The sequence below is a fragment of the Acinetobacter sp. YH12136 genome, from assembly GCF_013418545.1.
Lineage (GTDB): Bacteria > Pseudomonadota > Gammaproteobacteria > Pseudomonadales > Moraxellaceae > Acinetobacter > Acinetobacter towneri.
In genome coordinates this window covers 24,256-38,800 of sequence record NZ_VPBV01000006.1, presented here as the reverse complement: position 1 = coordinate 38,800, position 14,545 = coordinate 24,256, and the positions used below count along the sequence as shown (strand labels likewise).

Annotated in this window: 13 protein-coding genes; 5 read left to right on the top strand and 8 right to left on the bottom strand. The window is 40.2% G+C overall.

Annotation, left to right across the window (positions count from 1 at the left end):
- Positions 1 to 118: 118 nt before the first annotated feature.
- A complete protein-coding gene (locus tag FTU71_RS04220; protein ID WP_179994174.1) occupies positions 119 to 1,306 on the bottom strand; it encodes a phosphoglycerate kinase in 1,188 nt (395 codons plus the stop codon).
- A 139-nt stretch (positions 1,307 to 1,445) separates the two neighbouring features.
- Here FTU71_RS04220 and FTU71_RS04215 point away from each other — a divergent pair, with 139 nt between their 5' ends.
- The 3 genes from FTU71_RS04215 (at position 1,446) to FTU71_RS04205 (ending at position 3,717) form a co-directional block, all read left to right on the top strand.
- Positions 1,446 to 1,829 carry a DUF2237 family protein gene (locus FTU71_RS04215; RefSeq protein WP_136144481.1) on the top strand — a complete coding sequence of 128 codons (384 nt, stop codon included), beginning with the start codon at positions 1,446 to 1,448 and terminating at the stop codon, positions 1,827 to 1,829.
- Between the two features lie 7 nt (positions 1,830 to 1,836).
- On the top strand, positions 1,837 to 2,430 hold the full coding sequence (locus FTU71_RS04210) for a nucleoside triphosphate pyrophosphatase (RefSeq protein ID WP_026438423.1): 594 nt from the start codon (positions 1,837 to 1,839) through the stop codon (positions 2,428 to 2,430).
- A 120-nt stretch (positions 2,431 to 2,550) separates the two neighbouring features.
- Positions 2,551 to 3,717: a cupin domain-containing protein gene (locus FTU71_RS04205; protein ID WP_154320704.1), complete on the top strand. Its 1,167-nt coding sequence runs from the start codon at positions 2,551 to 2,553 to the stop codon at positions 3,715 to 3,717.
- A 33-nt stretch (positions 3,718 to 3,750) separates the two neighbouring features.
- Here the strand turns inward: FTU71_RS04205 and FTU71_RS04200 are convergent, their stop codons facing one another.
- The 6 genes from FTU71_RS04200 to FTU71_RS04175 all read right to left on the bottom strand — a co-directional run bounded on the left by FTU71_RS04200 (position 3,751) and on the right by FTU71_RS04175 (position 10,369).
- Positions 3,751 to 5,661: an ATP-binding protein gene (locus FTU71_RS04200; RefSeq protein WP_180111514.1), complete on the bottom strand. Its 1,911-nt coding sequence runs from the start codon at positions 5,659 to 5,661 to the stop codon at positions 3,751 to 3,753.
- Positions 5,658 to 6,362: a response regulator transcription factor gene (locus FTU71_RS04195; RefSeq protein WP_004973283.1), complete on the bottom strand. Its 705-nt coding sequence runs from the start codon at positions 6,360 to 6,362 to the stop codon at positions 5,658 to 5,660. The genes FTU71_RS04200 and FTU71_RS04195 overlap by 4 nt, the downstream gene beginning before the upstream one ends.
- A 276-nt stretch (positions 6,363 to 6,638) precedes the next feature.
- Positions 6,639 to 7,682 carry an alpha/beta hydrolase gene (locus FTU71_RS04190; RefSeq protein WP_096900878.1) on the bottom strand — a complete coding sequence of 348 codons (1,044 nt, stop codon included), beginning with the start codon at positions 7,680 to 7,682 and terminating at the stop codon, positions 6,639 to 6,641.
- A complete protein-coding gene (locus tag FTU71_RS04185; protein WP_004973281.1) occupies positions 7,682 to 8,809 on the bottom strand; it encodes a YdcF family protein in 1,128 nt (375 codons plus the stop codon). Before FTU71_RS04185 ends, FTU71_RS04190 begins: the two co-directional genes overlap by 1 nt.
- Positions 8,810 to 8,815: 6 nt before the next feature.
- Entirely contained in the window at positions 8,816 to 9,856 is a 1,041-nt protein-coding gene (gene murB / locus FTU71_RS04180) for a UDP-N-acetylmuramate dehydrogenase (protein ID WP_004973280.1), read from the bottom strand.
- A 3-nt stretch (positions 9,857 to 9,859) separates the two neighbouring features.
- A complete protein-coding gene (locus FTU71_RS04175) occupies positions 9,860 to 10,369 on the bottom strand; it encodes a low molecular weight protein-tyrosine-phosphatase (RefSeq protein WP_179994173.1) in 510 nt (169 codons plus the stop codon).
- Between the two features lie 119 nt (positions 10,370 to 10,488).
- Between FTU71_RS04175 and FTU71_RS04170 the strand changes: the two genes are divergently transcribed.
- Both FTU71_RS04170 and FTU71_RS04165 read left to right on the top strand, forming a co-directional pair.
- Complete coding sequence (locus tag FTU71_RS04170; protein ID WP_180111511.1) at positions 10,489 to 11,649, top strand: iron-containing alcohol dehydrogenase; 1,161 nt, start codon at positions 10,489 to 10,491, stop codon at positions 11,647 to 11,649.
- 101 nt (positions 11,650 to 11,750) lie between these two features.
- The gene (locus FTU71_RS04165; protein WP_004973275.1) at positions 11,751 to 12,200 is read left to right on the top strand and encodes a thioesterase family protein; all 450 of its coding nucleotides are present in this window, start codon (positions 11,751 to 11,753) and stop codon (positions 12,198 to 12,200) included.
- Between the two features lie 60 nt (positions 12,201 to 12,260).
- Here the strand turns inward: FTU71_RS04165 and dnaX are convergent, their stop codons facing one another.
- A complete protein-coding gene (gene dnaX, locus FTU71_RS04160; RefSeq protein WP_180111509.1) occupies positions 12,261 to 14,516 on the bottom strand; it encodes a DNA polymerase III subunit gamma/tau in 2,256 nt (751 codons plus the stop codon).
- Between the last annotated feature and the right edge of the window lie 29 nt (positions 14,517 to 14,545).

The window sequence follows — 14,545 nt, the reverse complement described above, 5'->3', positions numbered from 1 at the left end:
ATTCATTTACTACAGTTTATTGCATATTTATGACATTTTGATGACTACGGCATGACATAAATATAAAAAAGTTGACCGAAGTCAACCTTTTTAAAAATTATTGATAAATTTTCTAGATTTAAGCGCGTTCTAATAATACCGCAACTGCAGGTAAGGTTTTACCTTCTACAAATTCAAGGAATGCACCTCCACCTGTAGAGATATAGCCGATTTTGTCTGCAACTTCATACTTGTCAATTGCAGCTAAAGTGTCACCACCGCCTGCAATAGAGAAACCTGCAGATTCTGCAATCGCCAATGAAAGTGCTTTCGTACCTTCACCAAATTGATCAACTTCAAATACACCCACTGGGCCATTCCAAAGAATTGTTTTTGAAGTTTTTAAAATTTCAGCAAATGCTTTTGCAGTTTCTGGGCCTACGTCTAAAATCATATCGTTGTCTGCAACATCTTCAACTTTTTTCACAGTTGCTTTCGCTGCTGCCAATGAACCCAAGAAATCTTCAAAATTAATTTCAGCGGCATCTGCAACTACAACATCGGTTGGCAGTGGTACAGAAACTTTTGCGGCAATTGCTTTGGCAGTGTCAATCAAATCATTTTCACATAATGATTTGCCCACGTTATAGCCTGCTGCAGCAAGGAAAGTATTGGCAATACCACCGCCTACAATTAATTGATCGCAAATATCAGACAATGAAGTCAATACATCTAACTTGGTCGATACTTTAGAACCTGCCACAATTGCTACCATTGGTTTTTCAGGTGTTTTTAAAGCACGACCCAAGGCATCTAATTCCGCAGCCAATAATGGGCCTGCTGCTGCAACTGGTGCTAAACGCGCAACGCCTTCGGTCGATGCTTCTGCACGGTGCGCGGTGCCAAACGCATCCATCACATATACATCACACAATGCTGCATATTTAGCAGCAAGTTCTGGGTTGTTTTTCTTTTCGCCATGGTTAAAACGGCAGTTTTCCAATAAAACCACTTGACCAGGAGCAACGTCTACACCATCTAAATAGTCAGTGATCAGTTGAACATCTTGACCTAATGCTTGGGTTAAATACGCAGCTATAGGTGCTAAAGATTGTTCAGCTTTTGGCTCACCTTCAACAGGACGACCTAAGTGAGAATACACCATCACTGCTGCACCTTTGGCAACAGCAGCTTGAATCGTTGGCAATGCCGCACGTAAACGTGCATCGCTGGTGATCACACCATTTTTAACAGGTACGTTTAAATCTTCACGAATAAGGACACGCTTACCTGCTAAATCGAGGTCAGTCATACGCTGAAAGTTCATGTATAGCTCACTTTATTGATATCAAAACGCCACGATTTTAAATGATTATGCAGAAAAAGGTTAGCAACTTTTGTAGAATTGCTGTTTAAAGCAAAAGTTTTGATTATGATAGAGAAAAGCCACCATCTTTCTCGCACTTATGTCTATTCATCCCGATCCAAATATCAATCGTTTAAATGTTTTGGGCGAACCTCTCGCCAGTTGTTGCTTTGATCCTATTACTGGATATTTTCGTAACGGTTTTTGTCATACCGCCCCAACCGATTTAGGTCAGCACACCGTTTGTGCACAAATGACCTCTGATTTTTTAAATTTCTCGCAAAAAATTGGCAATGATTTAATCACGCCAGTACCAGAAGTTGGTTTTAACGGCTTACAACCGGGTGATTTCTGGTGTATTTGCGTCACCCGTTGGGTTGAAGCCTATCAGGCAGGTCAAGCACCACCAATTAAAATTCAAGCCTGTCATCAGTCAGTATTGTCTTATGTGCCTTTAGATATTTTGATGGATTATGCGGTGTGATGATCTGATGCAACATCCTGAAATTATTTTAGCGTCTGGCAGTCAAACTCGTCAGCAATTGATGAATCGTCTGCATTTGGCGTATAAGTCAATTTCACCTGATATTGATGAATCTGCACAGGGTGAATTGCATGCAGATAATTTGGCGCGACGCTTGGCTTTTGAAAAAGCACACTGTATTGCGCAGCAATATCCTGATGCAATTGTGATTGGTTCAGATCAAGTGGCATGGCGTGAACAGCAGCCAGATATTTTTATAGGTAAACCGCTCACTTCAGAAAAAGCTATACAACAATTACAAGCCAATTCAGGTCAAACGGTTTATTTCAGCACTGCGCTGAGTGTGCAGCAGCAATCTACAGGCTTTGAACAAACGGTTGTAGAACACTACACAGTTAAATTCCGCAGCTTAACTGACAATGAAATTGCACGATATGTTGCAAAGGAACAACCGCTACACTGTGCAGGTAGTTTTATGTGCGAAGGTTTAGGTATTAGTCTGTTTGAAGCCATGCAAGGCAATGACCAAACTACCTTGATGGGTCTGCCGATGATTCAGTTATGCCGCATGTTAAGAATGCTGAATATTCAGGTTCCTTAAGTTTAAAACTGTGTAATTTAACAGCCGTGAATATTTATAAAGACTATAAATCACCTTGCCCTTTGCAGCGACAAATCAGACAATATTGAGATTATTGATAAAACTTGCTTAGGCTATTTTATGTCGCAACCTTTAGATGTTTTGGGCGGAATTACCGCAGAACAATTCCTAAGTGAATATTGGCAAAAAAAACCACTTTTGGTACGCAATGCACTCCCAGAAATTGCCAACCTACTTGAACCTAGTGATGTAATGGAACTGGCACTTGAAGAAGATGTGACTGCCCGTTTAATCAAACAAAAAGATCGCGATCCAAATCAATGGACTGTGAAATCATCACCGCTCATTAAGGCTGATTTTCAAAAAATGCCAAAGTTGTGGACGCTATTGGTACAAGCCGTTGATCATTACTCTTTTGATCTCGCTGAACTTTGGAAAAAATTTCCTTTTATTCCGCAATGGCGACGTGATGACATAATGGTGTCTTATGCCCCTAAAGGCGGCTCTGTAGGTCAGCATTTTGATTTCTACGATGTGTTTTTGCTACAAGGCTATGGACATCGTCGTTGGCAACTTGGGCAAATGTGTGATGCTGAAACTGAATTTGTCGCAGGACAACCGTTAAAATTATTGCCTGAAATGCAGGTCAATTTTGATGAAGTTCTTGCACCTGGCGATTTACTCTATGTGCCACCGGGTTTGGCACATTATGGCGTGGCGGAAGATGATTGTCTGACGTTCTCGTTCGGTTTCCGCATGCCGAATATTAGTGAAATGATGGATCGAGTGAGCGATAAATTCTCTGCCGATGAAATGTTACGCACGCCACTACAAGACCTTGTTCGTAAAAAAAATACCCAAATTGGCGAAATGACTGCGACAGAATTGGATTATCTGAAAGCAGAATTGTGGGCGCGTTTACAAAACTCATCGGTGTTGGATGATGCGATTTTAAGCTTAATGTCTGAACCGAAATATCCTGAAAATATTCCTGAAGTAGATGAAATAGGTGTAGGCGATTTAGAAGATGCGCTAGATCAGGGTTATCAAATCATGTTGGAACCCGCCTCTCGCCTACTTTATGCAAATCAGCTAGATGAAGTTTTATTTTGGGCGAATGGTGAAGCGATTTGTGTCGCAGAAGCATCTATCCCTACGCTGCAAAAAATTGCCAATGGTGAACGCGTGCTGCTCGATGAAAACCTTTACGACGCAAATATTTTGGAAGATTTGGTACAACTGCTCAATGAATCCATTTTAATGTTGTTACCTGCTGAAGACGCTTAAAATATTCGTTTCAGCCTCCTCAAGATGATCAATTCATCTTGGGGAATTTAGATAAGCGGGATCTAAAGTTAAAACTGCCTGAATTAACGTATAGCCAGGTGTCGAATTTAATTTTAATTGCCCTCCAACCCGTTCTAAACGCATTTTCATACTGCGCATCCCAATACTCATGCCATGTTCAAGCACGCTATTGGCTTCAAAACCTACACCATCATCCTGAATTTTAAGTACCAATTGCTTAGGCGGTACAAATTGCATACTGACGGATACATGCTTGGCTTGGCTGTGTTTAATCACATTGGTTAAACTTTCTTCTAATACCCGCATCAAAGTTAAGCACTGTAACGAATTCGGCTCAATCACCCATTCATTTGGAAAATCCCACTTGGAATGAATATCCATTTCATCCATCAATTGACTAAAACGATGACGTACTGGCACAACCCAAATTTTAGGATTTTCAGGCACTTTAGAACCAATGGAAGAACCACTATCAATAATTTGACGTAAATCATCACGCAGTAATTTCAGCATAGATAAGAACTGCTGATTACTCATGTTCTGTTCGCTTTGGTCGACCATAATCATGGAACGTACCAAAGATGCACCCAAACCATCATGCAAATCATGCGATAGATGAATCCGCTCTTGCAAACGCACATTTTCCAATTCTAAATAATGCTTTTCTGACATACTGCGTTTTAAATCATCACTGACTTCAAAAACTTTAAGCTCTAAATCTTGATTAAATTTCTCAATTTTTTGAATATTTCTTTTTAGGCGCATGCCTAAAATAATCGCAATAAATAAAGTAATTACTGGCGAGGTATACGGTGATAATGGCTGATATAAACTTGCCGTTGCCGCATTACTTAAACGAAATACATCTACACCCGCAAAAAAGCCAATCAAGGTTAAACAAAATAGCAGCAGATATACTTCTGTTTTTGGGGATTTATACGCTAAATATGCCAAATAAAAATAAACCACGACTAGTAAGCTGGCATAACTTAAAAAGACAATCCCAAATACCAGTTTGACATAATCTAAGGGTGTTAAAAACACACAAACGATTACCGCTAAACTCAGAATAAAAATACTTTCTTCCAATATTGGCAAGCGTTGATTGACAAACCTAATTAAATACAGACTAAAAGCTAAAACATAGAGGATAAAAAAGCTTAAATTGGCTTGAGATGCCACCAATACACTTGGGTATGGAAAGGTTTCTGTGGTTAAAAAATGAGAAATAAATAATAACCAGAACATGCAACTCAACGCGAACCAACCAAAACTCTGATCACGGCGTAAAAACAGCCAAATAACCAAACATAAAATGCCTAAAGTGGCAGATAAAATCGCATCAATTTCAAATAAAGTACGTTTATTCCATATACTTTGCTGGTGCTGTTCAATATTGTTATGCACATTATTAAAACTTATTTTTCCTATACCCGCATTTTGAAATGCATATCCATTTACATAGACCAATATTTGATTTTTACCTTGTTTTAAGCCTGAAATAGGTAAAATCCAGTAACGTGGCATATTCCAGTTTTTTGACAAAGGCTCTTCTAAATGTTGACTTGCCCAAAGTAAATCTTGATTCAGATAAACTGCCCCTGCACTATTTAAAAAATTCAGTGCAAAAACGATGGGTTGATTTAAACGATGATCACGCTCACAAAACCACTCCCACTCTATTTTGTACCACGCCCCACCATTATAATTTTTCCAGCGATCATCCCAAACGTCGGGCAGTTGAACATTTTCCCAACCCGTTTCAGGTTTTTTATTATGTGATGCTGTTTTGGCAGAGCTGATTGAAAGTACATGCACATTGCAGTACTGATTAATTGGGTACACCACTTGCTGCGCATAGCTTTGCCACGCACAGAACAATAACAACACGCCCAAACCACACTGCCAAAGCCTTTGAATCATAAAAGACCTAAAGTTCTAGCGGTACTGACAGCCTTAGTGCGTTTAGTGACCGACAACTTCCGATAGATATGTTTAATATGACTTTCAACGGTATAACGCGACACAAATAATTGCTCAGCAATTTCACGGTTACTTAAGCCCTGCGCCACCAGATTTAAAATTTCTAATTCACGATTGGTGAGCTGTTCATAATGTGAGTTGAATGCTTGAGCATCGGCGCGATCTGATAAATCTTCGGTCAGCACGGGTACTTTTTGATGTGAAATTTGCGATAAAATTTCACGGGCGATAAATGGGTCTATCGGTGCACCACCTCTTAAAATGCTGCGTATTGCGATAATAATTTCAGCATCATCACGTTCTTTAAGCACATAGCCTGTTGCACCTGCTTGAATTGCAGAAAATAAGCTGTCTTGGGTGCTCCATGCAGAAATCACCAAAATTAATGCGCTTGGATCTCTAAAATGTAATTGCTCGATTAGTTCTTTACCATTGCCATCGGGCAAGCCTAAATCGACTAAAGCTAAAGCAATCGGATGATCTTCTATACACGTCATTGCAGCTTTAAGATGACTCACGAAAAATAGCATGTCATCTTGATAGCCAATATCATGCAAAATTTTTCTAAGACGTGACTGAATAATAGGCTCATCTTCAACAATTAAAACCGGTACGGGTAATATCGCTTCCATTTCTGCCATCATTCATCCCCTTGATTATGTTTGTAAATATATCAATCGTTTTGATGTAAACACTATCCCTAGAATTAAGGAGTTTTTCAAATTTAGCTTATTTTATAAACATGAGCATAGCACTGAAACATGAAACTCGAGCATGAAATAAAAAATAAATGTGAAGTACTATTTTATTTTAGAAATCGCTTCACATTTTAATGAGCAGCGCAGCATAAATATGCTTTGATGCCGAGAACAGCATCAAAGCAAATGTAGAGCCGTATTTAAAAGATGGTTGATAAATTAATAATAAGTCTTAGAGCTATGTGCATGTAAAAATGCAGGAATCAGCCCTGTTAAAGCCGCACGAATATCCGCACGTTCATTGATTAATTGATGCGAGCCTTCTTCTAACATGAGTAAGGTTTGCAGGCGGAATTTACGCCGAATAAACTCAATGTTGTAGCGCCAATCTACGGTTTGATCTTGCGCCCCTTGTGCCAACCAAACAGGAATACGGCAAGCTGGACGTTCTTCCATCTCCAACATCCATTTAGACATGGCTAAAATCCAATCCATGCCCATCATTCTAGGTTGCAGCGGGTCTTTTAAACGCACAAAGCGTAAAAATTCAGGATTATGATTATTGCGTCGGAAATGTCGCGGCACTTCACGCTTAATCCGACGGATAATGCCCAAACCAACAGAGTTATGCCACCATGCCGATTTTGCAGGACGAATCAAAGGCGATAACAACAACACACGCTCTACAAATGGATTTTCACGGCGCTGAGCAAATTCCAACAAGTGATGCATCCAAATTGCACCACCTGTACTTTGCCCAATGCCCAACCACGGTTTTGGCAATTGATCGGCATTTTTTACATATTGATAAACCGCATGTAATACTTGCTGATAATGATCAAAATTTTTGATGTTGGCAGGATAACCATCACTCAATCCATGTCCGGGCAAATCATAAGTCAAAACACTAAAGCCCTGCTCTAATAATTCTTTGACGATAGGTTGATAAATCCCGCTATGTTCCAAATAGCCATGCAGTAGAAATACCGTGCCCTGCACCTGATCAAATTTGGTTTTGCTTAAATCGGGTTGAAAAATTTGCACATGCAATTTAAACAACGGCATTTGCACATAGCCTTGCCAATGTTCACAGTCCAACAAATGAAAACCATAAAGCTGTCGATAGGCTTGTAACTCAACACTCGGTTCAAAACCACGATTCAAATTTAAAGGTTGTAGAATTTGTGGTGTGGTTTCCCGACTCGGCACTGGCAAATCTAATTGCTTCAACACGCTTGGGTTTAAAAATGGAATATCAGGCATTATGGCACCTCGCGACATGCGCTAGAACCAATCAAGACATCCCGAATGGTGGCAAGCATTTCATAATTGGCACGGCGGCTATGATCATAGTTTTGTTCACTTGGACGCCATGCAGTCAGTTGAGTCGGCATGGGAGCCTCGACTGGAATCGTTTCAATTCCATTCAAAGCAAATAAACGGCGGGTGCGTGGCATGTGATAACGGTCTGTAATCAAAATCACTGTCGGCGCCCCCCCTTTTTTTTGTAATAATAAAGAACTAAAACGTGAATTTTCACAAGTATTCATGCTGCGATCTTCTAATAATTTTGCTTCGACATCATATTTTTTTAACCAACGCTGCATATAAGGTGCTTCTACACCACTCAGTACAATCGGCAATTGATATTGTTTTACCACCGCTAGGGTCGTTTCTAAACGTAAACGTGTGTAGTCATTGACCACAATATCTTTGCCATTATCATCTAAAGTTAAGCCACCACCTAAAACCACAATCGCATAAGGTTTAGAGTTTGCAGGTATTTTTGGAATATTTTGTTGCTGAATTAAAGCAATATCTTTAAAGATTTCTTCATCTACAGGCTCACTTTCGGTTTCGGCAATTTTATGAGTGCTTAAAAACTCCAAGTATTGTTCCATGAGTACCTGATTTTCATGACTATCCAAATTGAGCAAGGCTTTTACATTTTCGGATGGGTCTTCTACAACTGCTTCAGAAGCTGCATTAGACACCAACAATGGGACTTGCGGCAACTCTTGCTCAGATGCTAATTTTTTTTGCGTTTGTTCTTCTAAAATAAGCGCTTGTAAGGCTTTATAACGCGCCTGAATTAAAGTTAAATTTTTCGAATTTTCAGATTGAATCTCTTGCTCCATCAGCTTCAAATAAGCTTGTCGGGCAATCCATAAATCTGAACCGGGTTCCAAGCTGTCTTGATCACTAAAAGCCGCCATTTGCTGACTTTTTGCTGCCACTTGATTCACTTCTACAGGTACCAAAGTGTTCAGCGTTTTGACCACCAAAGTAGAATAAAAAGGTGAATAGATAAAAATCATGAACGCTGCAAACAATACAAATAGCACGGCAGCAATTTGTACCAATCTGAGCATCCAATGATTCTGTTTCATCTTCACTTAACCTACCGGTTGATGTGCACGAATCAAACCTGTTTCATCAAATAACACAGGTTCAGGTTCTAGTGAAATACCAAAACGACTCAAAACATCTTGCTGCACAGCACGATAGGTGTGTTGCACATCTGCCAAAGTGGCATCGGCATAATTGACTAAAACCAACGCTTGTTTATGAAACATACCCACCACACCCAGTTGTTTTCCCTTCCAGCCAGCTTGATCAATCAACCAGCCTGCTGCAATTTTAACTTGCGCATTAGGCTGTGGGTAATGGGGTAAATTTGGAAATTGTGCTGCAATTTGGTCAAATTGCTGAGTCGAAATCACAGGATTTTTAAAGAAACTACCTACATTTGGATATTCTGCAGGATTAGGCAGCTTACTTTGGCGAATTTGAATGACTTGTTGCTGCAGATTTTCAGCAGTTTGCTCATCGCCTACAGCAGCTTTTAAGTCGCCATAATTTAATTTTAACGCAGCCTGTTTTAACAGTTTAAAAGTCACATGGGTAATGATGTAACGGTTGGGATGATCTTTAAAAATACTGTGTCGATAGGCAAACTGACAATCTGCAGCAACAATTGAGCTGAATTGTTGGCATTCACGATCATAGACCTGCACAGATTCAATAAACTCACCGACTTCAACGCCATAAGCACCAATATTTTGCACAGGTGAAGCGCCGACCAAACCTGGAATTAAAGCCAGATTTTGCAGACCATATAACTTTTGTTCCGTACTCCACAACACAAACTCATGCCAGACTTGTCCTGCCCCAACTTTTAGGGTGACACTTGCATCATCTTCAGCGCATTTTTCGATGCCCTGAATATCCATGTGCATGACCAAGGCATGAATATGTTCAGGCAATAACATATTGCTACCACCCGATAAAATCAGCACATTTAATTGTTCTTTCTGGGCAAATGCCAAAGCATCCTGTACATCTTGAATATTTTCAATTTTGACATAATGCGACGCAGTTGCATCTAAATTGAGCGTATTGAAAGGTTTGAGTTGCATGTTGTAGTGAATGTGCATGACTTAAACCTTCAATTCAAATTGTTGTTGTAAAACTTTCACCCATGCGCGACTACTCGACTCGCATTGATCGAGCACCCGCTCAAAACCATCGGCTTCGCCATAATATGGATCGGGTAATTCTTGCTGCGTATAATGCGGATCGTGTTCGCTCATTAAGGCTATTTCAGCGCGCAAACTGCCCAGTTCAGCTTCAGCACGGCGCATTAAAGATTGAATATTGCTTAAGTTTTCAAAATCCATCGCCAAAATCAAATCAAACTTGACAAAGTCTTGTATACGTAACTGACGCGCGCGCAATGTAGATAAGTCATAACCACGTTTGAACGCATGTTTTTGGCTGCGTAAATCTGGGGCTTTGCCTGGATGATAATTACTGGTTCCAGCAGAATCCACCAACACATTGAGTTGTTGTTCATCACAAAAATGTCGAAGTACAATTTCTGCCGTTGGAGAGCGGCAAATATTTCCCAAACAAACACATAACACCTTATATGGCGTTTTGGATGACATAAACAACCTCAAAGCTACTTTATTTTTAAGAGTCTTATGTTAAGTTATTTATGATATGAATCCTATATCGTGACCCTACAATAATGTTGAATTAAGTATAAAAATTAGGAATAAAGACGATGCAGCATTTTCAATTTCAAACAGTTGGCAACATTATTTCTGGATTGGGTTCAATTTCTGAACTAAAAACGGTTTTAACCGAAAAAAATTATAAGCGTTTGTTATTGGTCACCGATGCTGGCATTTTACAACAACAATTACATCAACCTATTTTAGAAATTTTAAAGCAACTGCAACTGGACTATGCCATTTACTCGAATGTGCAAGCCGACCCCGCAGAACAGATTGTGTTAGAAGCAGTTGATTTTGCCAAACAGCAAAATATTGATGTTGTATTAGGTTTTGGTGGGGGTAGTGCGATGGATGTCGCCAAAATTATTGCCGTGCTGAGTCATCCTGCACAAACTCAACAACTGTCAGACTTGTACGGTGTCGGCAATGCGAAAGCACCACGTTTACCACTCATTTTAGTTCCCACAACGGCAGGTACAGGTTCAGAAGTCACACCTATTTCCATTGTCACCACAGGTGCAACCAGTAAAACAGGCATTGTTTCTCCTATTTTATATGCCGATGTTGCCATTTTAGATGCCAATTTTACCCGTCATCTACCTGCACAGATTACCGCAGCCACAGGTATAGATGCGATGGTACATGCCATTGAAGCCTATACTTCTAAAATCAAAAAAAATGCGTATTCAGATTTTCTGGCAAAACATGCGCTGCGTTTACTTGATCAAAACTTAAAATTAGTGCTTGAAGATGGCAGCAATATGCAAGCACGGCAAAACATGCTGTTTGGTTCAATGCTGGCAGGACAAGCCTTTGCCAATGCTCCTGTGGCTGCGGTACATGCGCTTGCCTATCCTTTAGGCGGACATTTCCATATTTCACATGGGCATAGCAATGCATTGGTACTAACTGAAGTTTTAAAGTTTAATGCGCCTGCTGCAAAACAATACTATGCAGAACTAATGTGTTGGTTAGACCCTCGTAGCAAAGGCTGCACAGATGGATTATGTGATTTATTTATTGATCATTTACAAAATCATTTAGATCAAAGTGGTTTGTTGTTAAAACTCAATGCATTAGGCATTGCAGAAAACATACTGCCACAATTGGCAGAAGATGCGATGCAGCAAAGTCGTTTATTACAAAACAACCCGAGAGCAATGCAAATGCAGGATGCTTTACAAATTTACCAAGCCATTTATGCCTAACATTTACGCTTAACGTTCTGTATTTAACTTTATAGATTTATTTGGGATGATTTCCACCCATTAAAGCATGACACCACATTGATAAAAATATAGGTAAACTTGTGAAACCTGACACCAAAACCCGTGAGCAATACGCTTTTTTCTTTCCCATCCAAACTCGCTGGGCAGACAACGATATGTATGGACATGTCAATAATGTCACTTATTACAGCTATTTTGACAGCGCAGCCAATGCCCTACTGATGCAAAAAGCAGGCTTTGAACCCAAACGATCACCCTGTATTGGTTTAGTGGTCAATTCCACCTGTCATTTTTTGCAGGAATTGTCCTATCCTGAAATGATTGAAGTAGGTGTTGCTATTCAAAAAATTGGAAACTCATCCTTAATTTATGATTTGGCAATTTTTAAAAACAATCAAAATCTTGCCGCTGCACAAGGACAAGTGGTGCATGTATTTGTAGATCGAATTACACGCCAAAACTGCCCGATTCCTGACTCCATCCGCGAAGCATTACAGCCATATAAAAGCACAGATTCAGCTTGCGCTTAGCAAAAAATAAGGCTGGTTTGACCCAGCCTTAAAATTCTGCAAACAAAAGCTAACAACAGGTTATTTCAACTGAATGTTATGTAATTCGCCATCAAAGTTTTGCAAAATATCTTTCACAATCGGTTCTTGATGCAATAAATTTTCAGCCCGTTGATAAGCGCGTTGTTTGCGCTGTTGCTGCAAAATGTACGGTGTCGTGTCATCCACATTTTCATATTGCACTTTAAACAGAGTTTTACTCCACTGTTCTTTTAAAGCACTTTCTAAAGCATGTTGCAGTTGAGTCAATAACTGCTGATATTGCTCAGGAATATGAAAAACCGATTCAGCATTAATCTGCCCCGTCATTACGCCATGCTGCGCCAATTCTTGCACGGCAGGTGACAACTCGCTGTGTCTAAACCAATATTCCCACTTGTCTAAAGTCCACTCACCTTCTAAAACTTGCGGCTGTAAACGCAGAATATCCTGCGGCATTAATTGATCATCGGCATTAGATGCTATGGTTTGCTGCGGTTGTGCTGTCGCACTGGCAACATTCGGTTCGACTTCAGTCGCTGCTAAATCAAATAAAGCGGTTTCTGCATTACTTACATTTTGTGTAATTGACGGTGAAGCATTATTCGATTGTAGTGTAGATGAAACTAGCGATGTTTCGGCTGATGCAGCAAGATCACCTAACGGTGCAACGGCATCAAAACTTTCCAGTAAAAAATCATCATGACTTTGCACATCAGATGTAGTGCTTACCGATGAGGCATCTTCATCTAAACCAAACAATTGTGCATCTGCATTTGGATCAAACACGATAGATTCAGATTGCTTATCCTCAGCCTGTATTGCAGTTTCTTCATTCACTGCAGGTTCTGACATAGATTCTGGTGAAATCGCAGCTGTTGAGTGTAGCGCTTGCGGAGTCGGTTGTTGCGCTTGAATCGACTGTTGATCTTGATGTGTTAAAGCTTCAGGCTCATCCTCATCTAAAAAATCATCTGAAGAAGGTTCTGCAACACTGGTTTGTGTCGTGGTGTGTTCTGAATAATCGTCATCCTCATAGTCAAATCCATCAAGATCAGGTGTTGCAACCGCATCTAATTCAGTTACATGCTGTTCCGCTTGTGCTGTATTTTGAGTTGCCACAGCTTGTGGAGTTTGCTCCATTTGAGCAACTGGCTGGGAAGCCGCTGTTTGTGCAGTATTTTGTGGCGCAGCAACCAACACTTCATTGGCTTGCAAAGGTCGAAATGCCAGTAAACGCAGTACACACATTTCAAAGCCTTGTTCTTGGGTTACGGCAATTTGTAAATCGGCGCGTCCTTTACAAGCAATTTGATAATACAACTGTAAATCTTGTGCAGAGATCAGACCCGCAAGCTGCTGAATTTTTTGATTAATTTCAGCACTGTATTTTAGGTTTAAATCTGGCAGATATTGCATGATTGCCAATTCATGCAGTGTCGAAATTAACTGATCCAACACCAAAGACACATCTAAAGCTTGCTGTCTAAATTGTAATAACAACTGACTCACACGCTGCTGTTGGTTTTGATGAATCGCTAAAATCAAATCATAGATAATGGTGCGATCAATCAAGCCCAGCATGTCTTTGACATCTTGATGATGAATTTCACCCTGACCATAAGCAATGGCTTGGTCTGTCAAAGACATCGCATCACGCAAAGAACCTTGCGCAGATTCAGCAATCTGCCAAATTGCATCTTGCTCTGCAATAATCTGTTCTTTGGCTAAAATATCCGTTAAATGACTGGTAATTTCATCGACCTGCAATGGACGCAAAGTAAATTGCAAACAGCGCGAAATCACAGTAATAGGGAGTTTTTGTGGGTCTGTGGTCGCAAACAGAAACTTCACATGCTCAGGCGGTTCTTCCAAAGTTTTTAGCAAAGCATTGAACGAATGCGTAGACAGCATGTGCACTTCGTCAATCAGATAAACCTTAAAACGTCCCTGAGTCGGTGCATAAGGTACGTTATCGAGCAACTCACGTGTGTCTTCAACCTTAGTACGTGACGCCGCATCAATTTCGATTAAATCAATAAAACGACCTTCATTGACCGCAGTACAGGTCGGACACACTTCACATGGGGTAGATGTCACGCCTGTTTCACAGTTCAGGCATTTGGCCAAAATACGCGCAATGGTAGTTTTACCTACACCACGTGTTCCCGTAAAAAGATAAGCATGGTGCAAACGCCCACGTTCCAAAGCACTGGTCAATGCCCGTGATACATGGTTTTGTCCCACCAATTCATTAAAATTACGAGGACGATATTTACGCGCAAGTACCTGATACATGAATGCTCCTTTTTACAGGTCTAAGCATA